The sequence below is a fragment of the Saccharibacillus sacchari genome (genome assembly GCF_037722395.1).
GTDB lineage: Bacteria > Bacillota > Bacilli > Paenibacillales > Paenibacillaceae > Saccharibacillus > Saccharibacillus sacchari_A.
Genome location: NZ_JBBKAR010000053.1, coordinates 152,777 through 171,728 on the forward strand (window position 1 = coordinate 152,777; position 18,952 = coordinate 171,728).

The 18,952-nt window shown below is 53.3% G+C and carries 18 protein-coding genes; 14 read left to right on the plus strand and 4 right to left on the minus strand.

Going from position 1 to position 18,952, the window contains the following annotated elements; translation table 11 throughout:
• Positions 1 to 53: 53 nt before the first annotated feature.
• From WKI47_RS21060 to WKI47_RS21080, 5 genes are all read left to right on the plus strand, one after another.
• Positions 54 to 365 (plus strand): hypothetical protein, encoded by a 312-nt coding sequence (locus WKI47_RS21060; protein WP_340229157.1) that lies wholly within the window; start codon positions 54 to 56, stop codon positions 363 to 365.
• Positions 349 to 1,050 carry an RNA 2'-phosphotransferase gene (locus WKI47_RS21065; RefSeq protein ID WP_340229158.1) on the plus strand — a complete coding sequence of 234 codons (702 nt, stop codon included), beginning with the start codon at positions 349 to 351 and terminating at the stop codon, positions 1,048 to 1,050. The genes WKI47_RS21060 and WKI47_RS21065 overlap by 17 nt, the downstream gene beginning before the upstream one ends.
• A gap of 29 nt (positions 1,051 to 1,079) precedes the next feature.
• Positions 1,080 to 1,916 (plus strand): TatD family hydrolase, encoded by an 837-nt coding sequence (locus tag WKI47_RS21070; RefSeq protein WP_340229159.1) that lies wholly within the window; start codon positions 1,080 to 1,082, stop codon positions 1,914 to 1,916.
• Positions 1,917 to 2,336: 420 nt separating this feature from the next.
• Entirely contained in the window at positions 2,337 to 2,705 is a 369-nt protein-coding gene (locus WKI47_RS21075) for a hypothetical protein (RefSeq protein ID WP_340229160.1), read from the plus strand.
• 94 nt (positions 2,706 to 2,799) lie between these two features.
• Positions 2,800 to 3,432, plus strand: coding sequence for an AAA family ATPase (locus tag WKI47_RS21080; protein ID WP_340229161.1), 633 nt, complete (start codon positions 2,800 to 2,802; stop codon positions 3,430 to 3,432).
• Between the two features lie 81 nt (positions 3,433 to 3,513).
• Here WKI47_RS21080 and WKI47_RS21085 read toward each other — a convergent pair whose 3' ends face one another.
• The 3 genes from WKI47_RS21085 to WKI47_RS21095 all read right to left on the minus strand — a co-directional run bounded on the left by WKI47_RS21085 (position 3,514) and on the right by WKI47_RS21095 (position 5,533).
• Positions 3,514 to 3,765 (minus strand): hypothetical protein, encoded by a 252-nt coding sequence (locus WKI47_RS21085; protein ID WP_340229162.1) that lies wholly within the window; start codon positions 3,763 to 3,765, stop codon positions 3,514 to 3,516.
• The gene (locus WKI47_RS21090; RefSeq protein WP_340229163.1) at positions 3,758 to 4,735 is read right to left on the minus strand and encodes an exonuclease domain-containing protein; all 978 of its coding nucleotides are present in this window, start codon (positions 4,733 to 4,735) and stop codon (positions 3,758 to 3,760) included. The genes WKI47_RS21085 and WKI47_RS21090 overlap by 8 nt, the downstream gene beginning before the upstream one ends.
• Positions 4,736 to 4,888: 153 nt before the next feature.
• Complete coding sequence (locus WKI47_RS21095; RefSeq protein WP_340229164.1) at positions 4,889 to 5,533, minus strand: NAD(P)-dependent oxidoreductase; 645 nt, start codon at positions 5,531 to 5,533, stop codon at positions 4,889 to 4,891.
• 305 nt (positions 5,534 to 5,838) lie between these two features.
• Between WKI47_RS21095 and WKI47_RS21100 the strand changes: the two genes are divergently transcribed.
• The 3 genes from WKI47_RS21100 (at position 5,839) to WKI47_RS21110 (ending at position 8,968) form a co-directional block, all read left to right on the plus strand.
• Positions 5,839 to 6,819: an ABC transporter ATP-binding protein gene (locus WKI47_RS21100; protein WP_340229165.1), complete on the plus strand. Its 981-nt coding sequence runs from the start codon at positions 5,839 to 5,841 to the stop codon at positions 6,817 to 6,819.
• Entirely contained in the window at positions 6,819 to 8,345 is a 1,527-nt protein-coding gene (locus WKI47_RS21105) for an ABC transporter permease/substrate-binding protein (RefSeq protein WP_340229166.1), read from the plus strand. Before WKI47_RS21100 ends, WKI47_RS21105 begins: the two co-directional genes overlap by 1 nt.
• A 68-nt stretch (positions 8,346 to 8,413) precedes the next feature.
• Positions 8,414 to 8,968 carry an STM3941 family protein gene (locus tag WKI47_RS21110; protein ID WP_340229167.1) on the plus strand — a complete coding sequence of 185 codons (555 nt, stop codon included), beginning with the start codon at positions 8,414 to 8,416 and terminating at the stop codon, positions 8,966 to 8,968.
• A gap of 323 nt (positions 8,969 to 9,291) precedes the next feature.
• Here the strand turns inward: WKI47_RS21110 and WKI47_RS21115 are convergent, their stop codons facing one another.
• Complete coding sequence (locus WKI47_RS21115; RefSeq protein WP_340229168.1) at positions 9,292 to 10,029, minus strand: superoxide dismutase family protein; 738 nt, start codon at positions 10,027 to 10,029, stop codon at positions 9,292 to 9,294.
• Between the two features lie 270 nt (positions 10,030 to 10,299).
• Here WKI47_RS21115 and WKI47_RS21120 point away from each other — a divergent pair, with 270 nt between their 5' ends.
• From WKI47_RS21120 to WKI47_RS21145, 6 genes are all read left to right on the plus strand, one after another.
• The gene (locus WKI47_RS21120) at positions 10,300 to 11,277 is read left to right on the plus strand and encodes a sugar ABC transporter substrate-binding protein (protein ID WP_340229169.1); all 978 of its coding nucleotides are present in this window, start codon (positions 10,300 to 10,302) and stop codon (positions 11,275 to 11,277) included.
• Positions 11,274 to 12,740, plus strand: coding sequence for a sensor histidine kinase (locus WKI47_RS21125; RefSeq protein ID WP_340229170.1), 1,467 nt, complete (start codon positions 11,274 to 11,276; stop codon positions 12,738 to 12,740). Before WKI47_RS21120 ends, WKI47_RS21125 begins: the two co-directional genes overlap by 4 nt.
• The gene (locus WKI47_RS21130) at positions 12,715 to 14,271 is read left to right on the plus strand and encodes a response regulator (RefSeq protein ID WP_340229171.1); all 1,557 of its coding nucleotides are present in this window, start codon (positions 12,715 to 12,717) and stop codon (positions 14,269 to 14,271) included. The genes WKI47_RS21125 and WKI47_RS21130 overlap by 26 nt, the downstream gene beginning before the upstream one ends.
• Positions 14,268 to 15,569, plus strand: coding sequence for a D-xylose ABC transporter substrate-binding protein (gene xylF, locus WKI47_RS21135; protein WP_340229172.1), 1,302 nt, complete (start codon positions 14,268 to 14,270; stop codon positions 15,567 to 15,569). Before WKI47_RS21130 ends, xylF begins: the two co-directional genes overlap by 4 nt.
• A 621-nt stretch (positions 15,570 to 16,190) precedes the next feature.
• The gene (locus tag WKI47_RS21140) at positions 16,191 to 17,267 is read left to right on the plus strand and encodes a sugar ABC transporter substrate-binding protein (RefSeq protein ID WP_425355495.1); all 1,077 of its coding nucleotides are present in this window, start codon (positions 16,191 to 16,193) and stop codon (positions 17,265 to 17,267) included.
• A gap of 88 nt (positions 17,268 to 17,355) precedes the next feature.
• A complete protein-coding gene (locus WKI47_RS21145) occupies positions 17,356 to 18,924 on the plus strand; it encodes a sugar ABC transporter ATP-binding protein (RefSeq protein ID WP_340229174.1) in 1,569 nt (522 codons plus the stop codon).
• Positions 18,925 to 18,952 lie beyond the last annotated feature (28 nt).

Below are 18,952 nucleotides of genomic sequence, written 5' to 3' on the forward strand. Positions count from 1 at the left end.
ACAAACGGGGCTGTATTTGCGTTTATATAGATAGCAGGGAGGCGTTCGGGGTCATGGAATCGGACATTCATGAATTGTATAAGCGTCTGGATCAGCTGACCGAACATCTGGACGAGGAATGGGCTGTCGTCGCGCTGATCGATTTGTATGCGGAGGCTTCGGGTTTTGCGGGCACGCATGACATTACGGATTTCATTCCTATGGCGATCGACAAAAAAGCATCTTTGAACGTGATCGAAGCGCTGCATCGGAAGATCGCTACCGAAAGCGACCCCTGGCTCCGGAAAGAGTATGCCAGTTGGTTCCGGATGCCCGGCGTAAGACAAGCAGAAATGAGGAGAACGACTGATGAGCAAAAACAATAAAAACAAAGGCGGAGGCAATCCTTATCGGGGACAAAGCCAAACTCCAAAATTATCGATTGCCGAACGGGACAAAAAGATCAGTAAGCTGATGTCTATGATGCTGCGGCATTCGCCGGAGGATTTCGGGCTGACGCTTGATCCGGAAGACGGTTCTTGCAGGCTCGACGAGCTGCTAGCCGCGGTTCGCAAACGGACGGGCTACGCGGATACGACCGAGCAAGACATTCGGGACGTGGTGCGTCGTTCGGACAAGCAGCGTTTTGAAATTCTGGAATCTACGGACGGCGTGGAAAACGAATCGTCCGTAGAAAAGGAATCTGAGCCGCGTATCCGTGCGCGTTACGGCCATAGCTTCGGACGCGTAACCTATCCGCAAGGCACGCCTCCGACCGTCCTGTACCACGGAACGGGGCGGCAAGCTTTGCCTTCTATCGAAGAACACGGACTGCTGCCGATGGGGCGGGAATATGTACATTTATCGGCCGAAACTTCGTTTGCGGCTTTGGCCGGACGGCGTAAAGGCAAACTGATCATGCTGAATATCGACTCCGTGGCGGCTACAAACGAAGGCATTGTTTTTTACGACGCGGGCAGTGGGGTTTGGTTGGCCGAGCGTATCCCGTCCAACCTGATTAAGCTGGACGAGACCTACGAAGACAAGCCGGAACCTCGTACCAAGCGATAGTTAAACGAACAGCCAAAGGAGCTTTGAACATGTCATTTTCTAATCCTGATCAAAACCGTCATCCGTACGGGCCGACAAGGCAGACGATCGATATCGGCCTCAATCTGATGCACCGCTCGTTCGGCTCGGATCGCGAGGAAGTCGTGCAAGCCGCGATCGAAGCCGGCGTATCCCCGATGATTATCACCGGAACGAGCGTCCGCAGCAGTGAAGCGGCCGCCGATTATGCGCGCCGTTATCCCGGCCGGCTCTACGCCACCGCCGGCGTGCATCCGCACGACGCCAAAAGCTGCGGCGAAAGTACGCTGCAAAGTTTGCGCGACCTCGCAGCGGGCGGGCAAGTGGTCGCGATCGGCGAATGCGGACTGGATTACAACCGCAATTTCTCGCCGCGCGACATCCAACTGGAATGGTTCGCCAAGCAGATCGAATTGGCGGAAGAACTGGACATGCCGTTGTTTCTGCACGAGCGGGACGCGCACGAAGACTTTGCCACCATTATTCGCCGGGTCAAACCCGCTGAACTTCCGGCCGTCGTCCATTGCTTTACCGGAACGGAAGACGAACTGCGCGCTTACCTGGACATGGGTCTGCATATCGGGATCACGGGCTGGATCTGCGACGAACGCCGCGGCAAACATCTGCGCGAGCTGGTGCGACTGATCCCGCCGGATCGGCTGATGATCGAGACGGATGCGCCATTCTTGACCCCGAGAGATCTGGTACCGAAGCCGAAAGACGGCCGCAACGAGCCTGCTTACCTGCCGCATATCGCGCGAGCCGTCGCGGAATGTACGGGGAGAAGCGCCGCGGCGGTCATGGAGCAGACGACGGAGACGGCTAGGAGGTTTTTTGATATTGAATAGTGAAAAAAGTCCAATTATTTTGGACATAAGGCAGGAATTTTTGAAATACTACAAAAAAAATGTGTCGACTGGTGAGTTAGTTTTTAAGTATATGCGAGGTTTATACTGGTTTACGCGTACATCGTTGATTGGTTTAACTCTAACTTTTATCTTTTTAATGGCCAGTTTAATTATATTTGCCATTCTTATTTTCGTTACTAAAACTTTTGAATTTTCTTATATTGTTTTGCCTTTCTTTTATTTAATGCTTTTGTTTTTATTTACTACTTTAATTTCACTTCATTTTTTCATTAAAAAGCCAAATCGATTATTTTTAAACGTTATTCTTGTAAGTACGAAAAATCGGATAAAGGATGGAGAAGTGTTTCATTTCAACTTTACCAAGATCGGGAATTTGATTTGCAGCTGTCTTACTTCAATATGAATATTCAAGATCAGAATTCTGAAAAGAAAATACGTAACTTAATTGAAATGTATGAGCGATTTATTCAAAGATCAGCTCGAACAAGATATATAGGTCTTTCATTTTTTATACCTACAATGGCAGCGATTTGGGCATCTTTTCTATTCAATGCTCTTATTGCGAGACCAGAATACAAATCGCACGATCAATTTCTTTTGTTAATACTAATAAGTATTGTTGCAGTCGTTCTGGTGCTTTTTTCGAAAATGGTATATTCGATGATTGGCGAAATTAAAGAAATTTTAAAATCTAATGATGCGTACTTCATTCGACAAGTGGTTCAGCGTTTAGAAGAGAAGATGTTAGAAATTAATCATATTCAATAGATGATTTTATGACGGAATTTCTTTAATTACGTATAATGATAGTAAGCTATAAAATCTATATTATGATTGGTTAATTAAAGAAGAGGAGATAGCTATGCGTAAACTGGTATTTTTCGTAGGGGGAGCCGGCAGCGGCAAAACGACGATCGCCAAAGGCATTACGATCAAGGAACATCCGGTCTTTCTGGATATGGACACGGCATCCCGTCCGGCGAGCGAGAAGATCATGACCCTGATGGGACACGATCCGCATGACCGCGATTCGGCTGCATATAAGTTGCTGTGCCGCGATCTGGGCTATCGTTTGACGATGGACTCGGCTTTGGAAAACCTGGAGCTGGGTTCCGATGTGTTCGCGGTCGGCCCGTTTACCAGCGAGATTCGCAACCCGAACTGGATTCATGAAGAACTGGCGAAGATCGGCGCAACCGTGAACGACGTCGAGGTCAAAGTGATTTACGTGTATCTGGAGGACATGACCCAGTACAAAAAACGCATCCAAGATCGCGGGCACAAAGCCGACGAATGGAAGCTGGCGAACTGGGATGAATTTGTGCAGCGCATGCAGCGCACCGAAGTCCAGTGGGAGCTTCCGGGCCGCTCGGTCCTGTATTTCGATAATTCCCAAGGCACGTTGGAGGAAAATATCATCAGCGTCGAACACTTCATTTACGGCGAACCGGATGCGACTGAAGACGGGATTCCGGTGTCGATCGGCGAAGCCTGACGGATTCAAAAGCATGCAGCAATACAAAGAAGCGGAATGGCTCTCGATGATGAGAGTTATTCCGCTTCTTTTTGCATGAATCTAATCGTCTTCGTCTTGTTGGTATAGTCGGCTTTTGGGCTGCTCGTTTTTAAGTTCGGCGGATACACGGCGAAAGCGTCGCATATTGAGCGTAAATGTGTACCCCCGAAGCGCCGCGAGTAAAAGAGGAAGCAGAATCCCAGGCAGCGTATACAGTTCGAAATAAAAAATCGCGGCAATCGCCAAAGCCACAAAAAGAAGGTCGAACATCATTTTTCGTTGTAGACGCAGCTGTAATTTTTCCTTATCCATACATCTTGGCCTCCTGTAGAAGCCGGGCAAATTCGACTTCTGACAAAATGAGTATGGAACTGCCGCCGGAAGCGAGTTTACCAGCCAATTGGATTTTACTGTTAGTGCTTGTTCCTGCTTCATAACGTTCGTAATCCCGGCGCCCAACGACCAGATAATCCGTTTTCCATTCGATCGACACGCCGCAAAATGCGCCAAGTTCGGTAGCACTCTGTTCAGCGTCCGTTTTCTTGAGATGGCTAAGTCGCCCGGCGAACGCAACGCGCTTGCCGTAAAATGGGTTGCTGCGATCCGCATCGACGTTTGTGATCGTCTTAGTGTCAGCGACTCTGGTTGTATCGCTTTTGGACTTCAAACCGGCACGTGTCCGACCACGCTTGGGTGCCGAAGCCGAGAACGTCACATGCTCGCCGCTTTGCGTAATCTGCCCGATTCGGTAGCCGTAACGATCTGCCAAGCCATCACAATCCGAAGCTTCGCCTTCCGCCATGCAGCGCAGCATGATTTTGGCCGAAGTTCGTGCATCCTCGATGGCATCGTGATGCTTGAATGCGCTGAGGCCCAACTGGCTGGCTACGGTATTCAGTTTATGATTCGGCATCGCCGGCCAGATTTTGCGCGAGAGCAGGAAGGAGCACATATATTGAATATGGGGCAGCTCCAGCCCGTATTCTTCGGTGCTGCGGCGCAAGACGCTCATATCGAATGAAGCGTTATGGGCGACTAGCACGCGGCCTTCGATCCGGCTGCGCATTTCCGGCCAGATGTCAGCGAACGAAGGCGCATCCTCCACCTGATCGGGCGTGATGCCGTGTACCGCAATACAGAAATAATCAAAATCATCGTGCGGATTGACGAGCGTATAATATTCGTCGACGATGCGTCCGCCACGCACCTCGACCAGACCTACCGCGCAGACGCTTGCCCGCTTGGAGTTGGCCGTTTCGAAGTCGATTGCGACAAAGTCCATGACTCCGATTCCTCCCCTTTTATCGGCACGGACGCAAACTCGCCGCTTCGAACGGGCCTGCATTCTTCCGTCCGGAGCGGCATCGGAAAAGACCGGGTTGCGCACGCGCCTAAGTCTATTTGTTTGTTCGTGCAAGCTGGAATGTGTCGCGACTTAACTTCCGATAAACGGACAACGGCGCACATATTCCGCTTCGTCGACCTGTTTGACGAGGAAACGGGCAACGTCTCCGTTATAGATCCGGTTTCCCGTCATCCGATCCGCGTTGGCTTTGACGGCACAACCGCCCTGACCTTCCTTCACGACGGGCAGCCGGACAAGCGTCCATTCGACAGAGCTGCTCTGAAGCACGGCCAGTTCCGCCAAGCGATCTTGGGCAAACTGGGGATGCAGGGAACGCAGCATGCGTGAAACCACGCGTCCGCCGATCGACTTATGGTCGCCCTGAAGCTTCAGGGATAACCCCGTGACACCGATGTAGCGCCGGACTCCGGCTCGTTCCATTTCTTCGAGTACCCGCCGTGTGACGGCACTGTATAGGGGTTCCTCTTGCGGGGGGCGTCCGAAGGTGTTGATCACCGCGGAGCAGCCGTGCAGTAGATCGCGCAGCGAATCGAAGCGCGTCGCGTCGCCTTGGATGACAGACAATCTGGCTGCCATTTCCGGAGGCAATTGCATGCTTCTTACGCTACGCGCGAGCATACGCACCCGATAGCCCTGTTGCAGTGCGCAACTGACGACATAACGACCCACGCTGCCGGTTCCGCCGATCACGGCAATGAGCTTGGATTGATTCATGTGACCCTCCATCTATATCGATCCTGGAAATTCAATGAGCAGGCTCTGCGACCGAAGTCACGAGCCTCTTTCTATTATGCGTTTCCGGCGGGATTGTTTCAACTTTGCGAAGCGATAGGTAGCGAGGGGGGATTTTTTATCAATGCTCCCAACGTAGCAGTCTTCTCGCTTCCCCCACCTACGTACCTCCCCCGAAACAACCAAATTCGATATTTCCGCCTTCTGTGATACCAAGCCGCCTCAATCGGGTATTGATAAAAGAGAATAACAGATGAATTCCACGACAATCTACTTGGGAGACGACTATGATCCTTTTTGAGCAGGTAACCAAAACGTATAAGGATGGCCGCACGGCTATCGACGGATTGTCTTTTGAGATTCAAAAGGGCGAATTTTTTGTCCTGATCGGCCCTAGCGGCTGCGGCAAAACGACGGTGCTCAAAACGATCAATCGTCTGATTGAAACCAGCAGCGGGCAGATCCGCATCGAAGGACGTCCGATTGAGGATTACAAGTTAAGCGAGCTTCGTTGGAATATCGGTTACGTGCTTCAGCAAATCGCATTGTTCCCGCATATGACGGTAGGAGAAAATGTAGCCGTAGTCCCTGAATTGATGAAAAAGCCGCGCGAGGAGATCGACAAAACGATCAATCGTCTGCTGGGCATGGTCGGGCTTGACCCGGACATCTATCGCGACAAGCTTCCTTCCGAGCTGTCCGGCGGACAACAGCAGCGCGTAGGGGTTGTGCGGGCCTTGGCCGCCGATCCGGATATTTTGCTGATGGACGAACCGTTCAGCGCACTGGATCCGGTGACGCGCGAAAAGCTGCAAAACGATCTGCTGGAGCTTCAACGCTCGATTCGGAAAACGATTGTTTTCGTCACGCATGATATGCGCGAAGCCATCAAATTGGGCGATCGTGTCTGCCTGATGAACAGTGGGAAAATCGTGCAAATGGGTTCGCCGGACGAGATCGTGCAGCATCCAGCCAACGATTTTGTTCGGGAGTTTCTGGGGGATGCCGTCGGCTCGGGCAAACACCATCCATTAGCCTCCCAGCTGACGGCGGAAGAATTGGCGGAACCGTTGGAGGCGGATAGCCGACTTGCCGTCGAAGGCGCCGTGACGATTGGCGCGGAGACCGAATTGGGCGAACTGCTATGGCATTTTGCAGCGGAAGAACGTCTGTTGGTACGAAGAGGCGACGCCGTGATCGGCCTGCTGGATCGGGAGCGTACGCTTAAACGAATCGCACGCGAGATCGAAGAAGGGGGCGAAGCCTAATGAATACTTTCTTCGACGTACTCGCGGAACGGCAGGATCAATTGTGGAGCACGCTGGGCGAACATATTGCGTTATCCTTCGTTTCTCTGCTGATTGCTGCATTGATTGCGGTACCGCTGGGCCTGCTGCTGGCGAGAACGCCGCGCGCCGCGGAAGGCATCATCGGCATAACCGCGGTGCTTCAGACGATTCCGTCATTGGCGCTGCTGGGACTGATGATTCCGCTGCTCGGTATCGGGCGCGTACCCGCGGTCGTGGCGCTTGTGATCTATGCCCTGCTTCCGATCCTGCGTAACACATACACAGGGGTGCGCGGCGTCGATCCTTCGCTGATCGAAGCGGCCGACGCAATGGGCATGAATCGACGCAAGCGTCTGTTCAAAGTCGAATTGCCGCTGGCGATGCCTGTGATCATGGCCGGGATTCGCACCGCAACCGTGTTGATTATCGGTACGGCCACGCTGGCCGCACTGATCGGCGGGGGCGGTCTGGGCGAACTGATTCTGCTCGGGATCGACCGCAACGACACCGACCTGATTCTGATCGGGGCGATTCCTGCGGCGTTACTCGCGATTGTTTTCGATTTTGTTCTGCGCTTCTTGGAAAAGTTGTCGCTCAAGCGTTCGCTTGCGGCGCTTGGCGGCTTTGCGATTATTATCGCGGCTTTCCTGATCATTCCGCTGTTCGCTCAACCCGCCAAAGCAGATCTGGTTCTTGGCGCCAAGCTGGGTCCCGAACCGGAAATTTTGATCAACATGTACAAAGAACTGATCGAACAGGACACGGAGCTGACCGTAGAGCTGAAGCCGGGTCTCGGCAAAACGTCATTCGTATTCGCGGCTTTGCAAAACGGCGATATCGACATTTACCCGGAGTTTACCGGCACGGCTATCAGCGAATTTTTGAAAACGACCGCAACCAGCACGGACGCCGCGGAAGTGTACGCCCAAGCGCGGGATGGGCTGAAAGCCGATTTTGATATGGCGCTGCTTGAGCCGATGGCGTACAACAATACGTATGCTTTGGCGATGTCCAAGCGTCTTGCGGACCAATATCAGGTGGCGACGATCTCGGACCTCAAACCGATCGAGAACAATGTCGAAGCCGGCTTCACGCTGGAGTTCTCGGATCGCGAAGACGGCTACCTGGGCATACAGCAGTTGTACGGCATCCAATTCCATACGGTATCCACGATGGAACCGAAGCTGCGTTATCAAGCGATCGAGAGCGGCGATATCGATCTGCTCGACGCGTATTCGACGGACAGCGAATTGGCGCAGTACGATCTGACCGTGTTGGAAGACGACAAGGGTCTGTTCCCTCCTTATCAGGGCGCGCCGTTGATGCTTCAGAAAACGCTGGACAAATACCCGGAGCTGGCGGACACGTTGAACGTGCTGAGCGGGCAAATCACGGACGACGAGATGCGCAAAATGAACTATGAGGTGAACGCGGAAGGACGCTCGGCAGGAGACGTGGCTCGGGAATATTTGACCGAAAAAGGCTTGCTGAAATCGGCTGAGTAACAGAGCGGTAAGCGAGAAGGCGAGCGAAAAGCAAGACAACGAAACGATAACAAAAAGGAGAACCGTTTATGGAGCGCGATAACATGATGCAGGGAAGCCGAACGCTTCATTTTTACCAAAAGCCGGGGAAAGCCTTGCAAATCGCTTTGTTCGGTCTGCTATTCGTCGCCGCAGGCATTTATCTGATGTTTCTCGGCTTCAGTCCGGGACCGGACCATTCGATCTTCGGCGGCATCATGGGCATCTTGTCGCTGCTGATGGGCGTAACCGGCATGGGATTCGGCATTCGCCGCGCTTTTCGGTTCTCACCGATTCTGATACTGGACGAAAAAGGCTTACACGATCGGGTGGCGGCAGCCAATGCCGGTTTCGTAGCCTGGAACGAGATCAGCCGAATCGAACCTTACGCACTGATGAACCAACCGTATATCGGGATCGATCTGTACGACGCGCAAGATTTCCTGGCGCGCCGAAGCGGCTTTATGCGAGGATTGATGAAAGCCAACCGGGGTCTCGTCTCTATGCCGGTCAATATCCCAATGCAGGGATTCGGGGCGCAGGCGCCGGAGATTTTGCGGGAGATGGAACTGCGATGGCAGCGGTACGGACGCTTTGAAGAATAAGCAGTACGCCAACCCAAAATCGAACATGTAAAAAAGGAGACGGCCGAGTCAATTCGGTTGTCTCCTTTTTTGCGCTTGTCTCAACGGTTAACGTTCCGATATCCAAAATAAAATAACAGCATATATCCAGTTAAAGGATTCGAATTTCTTATCGCTGAAAAAATAACGACATATATCCTTTTAAATCGTAAATTTTATAACTTTTTTTGTGTCCGGCGATCAATTAGCTGTAGGTATGCAGTGATTTCGATTGCGCAGGTCAAATTGCGAAAAATAACTGGATATGCGCAGGCATTTGAACGATCGGTCTGTATTCTGATGTGTTACTTCGGCACGTTCCCGCCCGCGATCCGGTCTCCCGAATCTCCGGCCGGATCGGTCTTCTGATCGTCCGGTCCCGCGTGAACGATAATCGAGCGGCCCGCAATCGACATCGGGCTATCCGGTTGCAGGTTGGCGCCTTCAAGGAAAAATTCCTGCACGGCTTTGCCGTTTTTGTCGGCGGTCAAGTTTTTCGTAAAGTCGCCGATATGGGCGCCTTGCGGATTGTCGTGGCCGTGTTCGTGCTGGGTCGGGTTGAAATGGCCGAGCGCGGTCGCGAAGTCGTTATTTTTGATCGGCATTTGGTGAACGTGGATGCCGTGCGGCCCCGCAGGAATATTCATCAAGCTCACCTTGACGCGTACGCCGCCTTTTTCCTCCGTCAAATCGATGCTGCCGTGAACCGTACCGTCTGCGCTTTTCACGATCGTTTTGGCCGTGCCTGTAGAGATCGCGTTATTGGTGCCGTCCCAATACACCGGAACGTCGAGCATTTCGCCGATCGCGCGTACCGGAACGTAGGTCGTGCCGTTGTAGGTCAGTGCGGCCGGAGATTTTTTGCCGTTGCTGCCTGTCGGCGCAGGGGCCGCTTGGCGTTCCCCGAACGCGAAAAACGTCGCTTTGGAAATCATCGCGGATACCGACGTATCGGCCGCTACCGCGGAAAGTCCGGAAAACAATACGGCACCGCACACAAATGAGGCGACCAGATGCTTTTTGCCTAAAGGTTTTTTCGTCATACTCAGTTCCTCCTCGGTTCGATTTTTAACGCATGTTCAGACAACGTTCCGACATTTCTTCTTCGTTGGACCCTTACCCTTGCCGGAAAACTCCGAAACGAATTGTAAAAACAGTTTTATAGTCAATTCTGCAAAAAAAATCTATTCAGACGCCGACCGATTTGCTACAGTAGACAAACTGCTAAGAACGCGAAGAAGTCTTGTTGGCTTTCGATGAAATGGAATAAAATGTTATAATTTGATTATCCGCTTGGAAAAGAGGGATACAGTGTGCATAAAACAATCAGCTTGGCGTTGGGTTCGATCTGCGCCATTTTTCTTTTCTTTACCATGATCTCCGCGATTCGATTCGTCCAATCCGCTTGGCAGCCGCCGCAGCTTCAGCATCGGGAGGAGGATCGTTATCGGCTCGTGCTCGTCACTCAGGATCTCGGTACGCCTTTCTGGAACGAGGTCGGTGAAGGCGCGCAAAACGAAGCCCAGCGCCTAGGCGCGAACCTGGAGGTGTGGGGAACCTACGGGGAAGACCGCGAAGACTTTCTCAAACAGCTTGAAATCGCGATCGATTCGAAGGTGGACGGCATTATCGTGCAGGGGATGGACGAGGATGCGTTCGACAATCTAACCAAGGTAAAAGCAGCCTTTTACGGGATTCCGATCATCACCGTGGCAAGCGACGTGCCGATGTCCGAAAGCATGCGCAAAACGTACGTCGGCTCGGATGCGCTGGCGGCTGGCGAGATGATCGCCAATACGCTGATCGCCGGTATGGGGGACACGGGTACAGTGGTGCTCATGGGCGATCAACGCGAAGAGTACGATCAACGCCAGCGCGTGGCAGGCATTCGCCGCATCCTGGATCAGTATCCGGGCATTCGCACGGAATACGTGACCAGTTCGGATGAAGAAGAGAAGATTGTTGCCGCGACGCAAAACGTGATGAACCATTTCCCTGATGTAAACGCCTTCATCTCTGTGGATGCCAATTTGACGCCGGCTATGGTGCAGGAGATCGGCCGACGTTCGCAGGTGGAGCCGTATCATATTTATTCTTTTGACGACAATCCCGATATTCTGGCTTTGTTGCGGCAAGGAAAGTTGGATGGCGTTATTCAACAGTCGCCGTCTGCGATGGGGGAAACCGGCGTGCGAATGATGGTGCAGTGGCTGGAGGGCGAGACCGTTCCGCTTGATGCCGAAGGTTATCTGACCGATATTCGCTTGTTGACGACGGAGGATGCCCAATGATCGGGATTCAGCGAAAAATCTGGACGTTGGCCGCCATTGTCATGTTTATCATGGCTTCGATCTGGATCATGCTCACCTACTACAATCAGAAAACGCAGGATCAATACAACGAGATTCTGCAACGCTATCTGCTCATGAACGAGGTCACCACGGCGAGTCGCCAGACGGTCAATGCGCTCAACATCTACCTGCTGACGCCGACGGAAGGGAATCTGAGCAGCTTAAGGCGCGGCGAACAGCAATTGCGGGACGCACAAAGCTCGGTCGGCGTGCTGCGCAACGAAGAGAACGACTTTGCGTTGACCAGTTACATGAATCTGATCGATAGTTTGATCGAAACGACGGACCGGTCGGTCATGTTCAAGTCCGAGCGAGAGACCGAGGAATCGTCGAAAGCTTTTGCGGAGGCGACGCGCATTTCCCGTTACATCGCGGAGATGACGCTGCAATTGATCGATATCGAGTTGAACACGTACGAACGGTTCTACCGCAGCATTATCGAGCAAGCCGAAGAGTTGAAAAAGCTCGGGATCTGGATTCTGCTTGCGATCACGTTCGGCCTGCTGTTGTTCACCTATTGGTTCTCGCTCAGCATCACAAGGCCGGTTCAACAATTGACCAAAGCGGCGCAGGAGCTGGCCAAAGGCAAATTCGAACGGCAGATCGTCGTGAATTCGTCGGACGAGATTGCTTTTCTGGCGACGACGTTCGAGCGTATGCGGGTCAATATCAACAATCTGATTGTCGAAATGAAAGAAAAAGCCCGGCTAAAAAGCGAACTTCAACAAAGTCAATTATTGCTCCAGGAAAGCCAGCTTCGCAGTTTGCAAAGCCAGATCAATCCGCATTTCCTGTTCAATATCCTCGATACGCTGTCCAAAAAAGCTTTTCTGGAAGGAGCGGAGGAGACGAGCGACCTGCTGGTGAGCGTGGCTGGGCTGCTGCGTTACAATCTCAAACGGCTGGATCGGGCAGTGACGCTGTACGACGAGGTGCGCGTCATGCGGCAGTATATGGAGATTCAATCGGCGCGCTTTACGGAGCGGTTGAATCTGGTCACGGAGATCGACGAGCGCTGCCTGGCGGTGCAGATGCCGGGATTGACGCTGCAACCGATCGTGGAAAATGCAGTCATTCACGCGATCGAGCCTTCGGAAGACGGAGGAACGATTACGGTGACGATCGCGGATGCGGGCGAGTCTGTCACGGTAGAGATTGCCGACAATGGGCCGGGGATGAACGAAGAGAAGATTCGCGGCATTCTTGAAGAACGCGACATGCAACCGGAAGGCCATTCGACAGGAATCGGCTTCGGCAATGTGGTACGGCGGCTGAGATTGTTCTACGGCGTATCGGACGTGATCGAGATTCATAGCGGACAAGGCCGCGGCGTGCGGGTTCTGCTCAAATTACCGAAGACAAGGAGAAGCGACACCTATGATAAAGCTATTGATCGTGGATGACGAACAGGTCGGCCGCGAAGGGCTGGAGGCTATTTTGCGCAAAGGATTCCCGGATCTGGCTATCGAGCAGGCGAAAAACGGCAAAATGGCGGTGGAGTTGGCCGAGTCTTTCGAACCGGACCTTATTCTGATGGATATCAAAATGCCGGGCATGGACGGGCTGGAAGCGACAGAGATTATCGGCGGAAAGTACCCGAATATCAAGATCGTGATGGTTACCGCCTACGATACGTTCGATTACGCTCGCCGTGCGCTCAAGCTGGGTGTGAAAGATTATCTGCTTAAACCAAGCAAAGCGACGGAGATTAAAAAGACGGTCGGCCGGGTGTTGGAGCAGATCGAGGAAGAGACGCGCGAGCGCGAACACAGTCGTTTGCGCGAAGACGCACTGGAACGGGTCATGCCGGTGATCGAGACGGATATTGTCACGCAGCTGTTATTCGACCATGTGCACGAAGTGCATTCGGACGAGTTGGTGTCGTGGCTTGGCGCGGATGCGGGCAGCGAGACGTTTGCGTTGTCGGTGCTGGTTCCCGAAGGATCGGACGGCGCTTACGGAGCGATCCGCGATCTGGTAAGGCGCGAAGGCGCGGGATGGGTAGGCGCTTTATATGGTCGCCAAATTCCGATCATCGCTTTCCGCGACAACACCCGTTCGTTCCGCGTGCAGGCATCGGAACTTGCGAAGATGGTGCTGGAAACGGGAGGGCGCCATGTACGGGACGGATGGTTCGTCGGCGTAGGCAATATGTGCGAATCGCTGTCGCAGGTACGCCAATCTTATCGCGAAGCGCTGCTGGCGACACCAGATCCGACCCAGCCGGTACGCTATCGGTTGTACGTCGATAAGCCGGAGCCCGGCGCGATCGGGACGGCAGAGTCGCTGCTGGACCTGCCGGACAAGCGCTGGGAGCAGCACTTTTTCGAGCAGATTCGCTTGGGGGACTGGGACGGCATACGTACCGAAACGCTCGACTTCCTGCGTCGCTGCGAGAACGAAGGTGCCGACCGCCTGCATGCGCAGCAGCGCGTGTCGGAACGTCTATGGGTATCGTCGCGCGTGCTGGCGGAGATGGGCGTGGAGATCGGGACGCCTACGTTTTCGTTTCAGGCGCAGGATTACCGTCAGTTGCGGGCGGAAACCGGCGCGATTTTGGACCGGATCAAGCAGGCGTACGCGGAGCATTTGGAGCGGGTCAAACCGGATACGGTGCGGCGGATCAAACAATACATTGCCGAGCATTCGCATGAAGACATTTCGCTCGAAGGGATCGGAGAAAAGTTCGAACTCAGTCCTTTTTATATCAGCAAATTGTTCAAAGAACAGGTCGGCGTGAACTACATCGACTTCCTGACCGAATGCCGGATCGATAAAGCGAAAAAGCTGATGAGCGATCCGTCCCGCAGTTTGAAGGAAATTACGTTCGAGGTGGGTTATCACGATCCGAACTATTTCAGCAAGGTATTCAAAAAGATGTGCGACCTGTCGCCGACGGAATACCGGAAGGCGCTGCTGGGAGGTGGCGAATGACAGTTGCGGAAAGCGGAAAAGGCGGCAGCAACCGTGAACGGACCTTTTTCATGCGATATCCGCTGGTGCTGCTATGGATGGTGTCGGCAATCGTGATCATGCTGTTGTCAGCCTGCTCGGGCGGTGCGCCTTCGTCGCAATCCGGGGATGAACGTTCCGCCACGGCGATCACGGAGAACGAAAGCGGAAACGGCATAGACGACGAAGCTTCTACGAACGTAAACGCAACCGGAGAAAAGGAGACGCCAAACGGCACGGGTACAGATCAGGAAACTTCCGAAGCAACAGTTGCTGTAACAGGCTCGGGCGAGGATACGGTTGCTGCGGCGTTGCCCGGTCTGAAGCCGTCCGGCGAACCGCTGGTGATCGGCTTCACGATGGACACTTTGCTTGAAGAACGCTGGAAAAAGGACCGTGATCTGTTCGTGGAAGCGGCGGAGAAGCTGGGCGCGAAAGTGGTCGTCAAATCGGCCAACGGCGACGACGCCAGGCAGATCGCGCAAGCCGAGACGATGATCAGCCAGGGCGTCGACGTGCTGGTGATCGTGCCTCATAACGCCGAAGCGACCGCCGCTATCGTCGCCAAAGCGCATAAAGCCGGGATCAAGGTGCTGTCTTACGATCGGCTCGTGACTAACGCGGACGTCGATCTGTATGTGTCGTTCGATAATATCGAGGTAGGGCGCTTGCAGGCCGAGGCGATCCTGAAGCTTGTGCCGAAAGGCAACTACGTCTACATCGGCGGTGCGGATACGGACAACAATGCCCGCCAGTTCAAAGAAGGAGCGTTTAACGCGTTGCAGCGGTCGATCAACCGGGGCGATATTCGCGTCGTGTACGATCAATGGTCGAAAGACTGGAAGCCCGTCTACGCGTTGGAAAATATGCAGGAAGCTTTGGCAGCCAACGGAGCCGCCGGCATAGACGCCGTTATCGTCGCCAACGACGCCACCGCCGGCAGCGCCGTGCAGGTGCTGGCGGAGCACGGATTGGCGGGGCGTATTCCGGTCGCGGGTCAGGATGCCGATCTGGCTGCGATCCGCCGCATCGTGGCGGGCACGCAGACGATGACCGTTTATAAGCCGATCGGGCGTTTGGCGGAGCAAACGGCGCAGCTTGCGATCGCGTTGGCCAAAGGCGAGCAGCCGGTTACGACGAGACGCGTGAACAACGGCAAGATCGAAGTCCCGTCCATATTGCTGCCGCCGATAGCCGTCGACGCGTCGAATATCGACAAAACGGTGATCGCGGACGGGTTTCATACGCGGGAAGAGGTGTATGGGGCGGCAGGGGAATAGGCGGATCAACGAATAGGCGGAGCAAAGGAATAGTCACATAAGCGGATAGGTGAGAGCTGAGGTGTGAAAAAGTTCGGTTCGATAGGGAAGCCTGTTTTGAAATGTGCGCAATACGTCAACATTTTTTGCGTTTTTTGCTTTTTGCAACGCAATTGTTGACGTTTTGCGCACATTTTTGTCCGAATCCGCTCCAAATCTTCGATAGGCGCTGGAATTTTTGACGTTACGTCAACATTTTGAAGCAAAACCGAATTTCGGGCTTAAAATGTGAGCGAAACGTTAACATTTTACGGGCATCGGGAACGCTGCATCTGCTCGGGGCTCTCGATAGATTCCACGATTCGTATCAACGTTTCGATAGGAAGCTTCAGTTGAGTAAGTGATCCAAGCCTTATTCCGGGCACCGATCCGCACTTTTTTGCAAGCGCTTTCTATTTAGCCTTAAAAAAGTACAGACGGTAACAAAAGAGTGCTAATGATAAGCGCTTACACCTGTCCGATGCGATGCTATAGTTGATCTTGCCAGAAGAAAACAACACATTGCAACCTACTCAGATAAACCGAAAGGGGATTGTTCAGTTGAGAAAACAGGTTAAGGGGATTGCGCTTCTGATTGCGGTCATGGTGTTCTCGATCGTCGCGACAGCTTGCGGCAACGGAGGCGGAACAAGCGGAAGCGGAGGCAGCGTCAGCGTCGGGATCGTACTGCCGACGAAAGACGAGCCAAGATGGGTGCAGGACGAACAGCGTTTCAAAGACGCGCTCGCAGGCACCGACTACACGACGGAAATTTTGTTCAGCCAAGGCTCTTCCGCGAAAGAAAAAGAGAACGTGGAAACGCTGCTGAACAAAGGCATCAAAATTCTCATCATCTGCCCACAGGACGGCGACGCCGCGGCGGCAGCAGTCGAAGCAGCGAAAAAAGACGGCGTAACCGTCATCGCTTACGACCGTCTGATCACGAATACCGACGCAGTTGACTACTATGTGACATTCGATAGTTTGGCAGTGGGCGCGGCTCAAGGCCAATACCTGATCGACAACGCAAAAGCAAGCGGACAACCGCTCTACCTGTACGCAGGCGCGGCAACGGATAACAACGCATTCCTGTTCTTCCAAGGCGCTTGGGAAGTGCTGCAACCGAAAATCGCGGACGGCACATTCAAAATCGCAAACTCTTCGGAAGCTGAAAAGCTGAAAGACACCAAAGACCTGTCCCGCGACCAAATGAGCAGCATCATCGGCCAGGTTACGACCAACTGGGACCCGAACGAAGCGAAGAACAAAGCCCAAACCCACCTGACGGCAGCAGCCGCAGACATGAAGGGCGATGTATCCATTCTCGCTCCGAACGACGGTACGGCACGCTCGATCGCAGACGTATTCGGTTCCGACAGCGAAGTGACCAGCTATGTAATTACGGGCCAAGACGCCGAGCAAGCTTCGATTCAGTACATCATCGACGGCAAACAATCCATGACCGTATTCAAAGACGTGCGTACGCTCGTTAAAGACGCAATGGGCATGGCAGTCGAAGTGCTGGACGGCAAAACGCCGGAAACAACCGGTTCGTACAACAACGGCAGCGTAGACGTTAAAGCGAAACAAACGGACGTTATCGTGGTCGATAAAGAAAACCTGCAAAAAGAATTGATCGATTCCGACTACTACAAAGCAGAAGATTTCAAAGGACTGTAAGTTCAACAAACAGCCGGCTGAACAGCAGGGACGGGGACGCTCCCGTTCCTGTTTCTCAGTAAACCGGGCGGTAAGGGGTGCGATAGAAATGGGCGGAAATATCCTACAAAAAACAAGCGGACCGAAATCCGAAGGCCCGGGCGGCAATATTTTGGAGATGCGCGGCATTTCCAAAAATTTCACCGGCGTCAAAGCGTTGTCCGACGTGAATTTTCAGGTCAAAAAAGGCGAGATTCATTTCCTGGTCGGCGAAAACGGCGCAGGCAAATCGACATTGATGAAGGTGTTGAGCGGGGTCTACCCGTACGGCACATATGAGGGCGACATCGTCTACGAAGGCACGGTGCAGCAATTCGGCAAGATCACGGACAGCGTCAAAACGGGTATCGCGATCATTTATCAGGAGCTGGCTTTGTTCCCGGATCTCAGCGTGTACGAGAATATTTTCGCAGGCAACGAAGTCAAGCGCGGCGGCGTGATCGATTGGAACGAGACGATCATCGAAGCGCGGAAAATGCTGCAAAAAGTGAAGCTGAACGTGAATCCCGAGACGCTGATCCGCGACCTCGGCGTCGGCAAGCAGCAGCTCGTCGAGATCGCCAAAGCGCTTAGCAAAGACGTTAAGCTGCTCATTTTGGACGAACCGACGGCGGCGCTCAACGAAAACGACAGCGAAAATCTGCTCGACCTGCTGCGCGAACTGAAAAGCCAGGGCATTACCTGCATCATGATCTCCCACAAGCTGAAAGAAGTCATTGCGATCGCGGACAAAGCGACGGTCATTCGCGACGGTAAAACGATCTGCACGTTGGACGCGTCGAAAGGCGAAATCACCGAAGCTTCGATCATCAAAAACATGGTCGGACGCGATATCGAAGACATCTATCCGAAGCGGCCCGACAAAAAGTTCGGTGACCACATTCTTGAAGTGAAAAACTGGACCGCCTACGATCCGCAGCTTGGCCGAAACATCGTCAAGAACGTCGACCTCTATGTGAAAAAAGGCGAAATCGTCGGTATCGCGGGCCTGATGGGCTCGGGCCGTACGGAGTTCGCGCTCAGCATTTTCGGCAATCCAAGAAACTATAAGCTGGACGGCGAGTTGTATGTGGACGGCAAACGTACGCGCTTCAGCCATACCAGCGACGCCATCAAAGCCGGTATCGCTTACGTTACGGAAGACCGCAAAGGCGACGGGCTGTTCCTGATCCAGGATATTAAAAGCAACGTCAGCGCGGCGAATCTCAAAGGCATCGCGCCGGGCGGCGTGATTAACGACAACGAAGAAGTCAAAGTCGCCAACGATTACAAATCGTCGATGAACATCAAAGCGCCTTCGGTGGAGCAGATCGTCGGCAACCTCAGCGGCGGCAACCAGCAGAAAGTATCGCTGGGCAAATGGCTGTTCGTCGGCCCGCAATTGCTCATTCTCGACGAGCCGACGCGCGGCATCGACGTCGGCGCCAAATTCGAAATCTACACCATCATGAACAAGCTGATTGCCCAGGGCATGAGCATCATCATGATTTCCTCCGAACTCGGCGAAGTGCTCGGCATGAGCGACCGCATCTACGTCATGGCCGAAGGCCGGATCAAAGGCGAAATCGCGGCCGAAGACGCGGATCAGGAAAAAATCATGGAGTTTGCGACGCAGTAAGATCTTGTCGGCGTTTAAAGGTATGGAT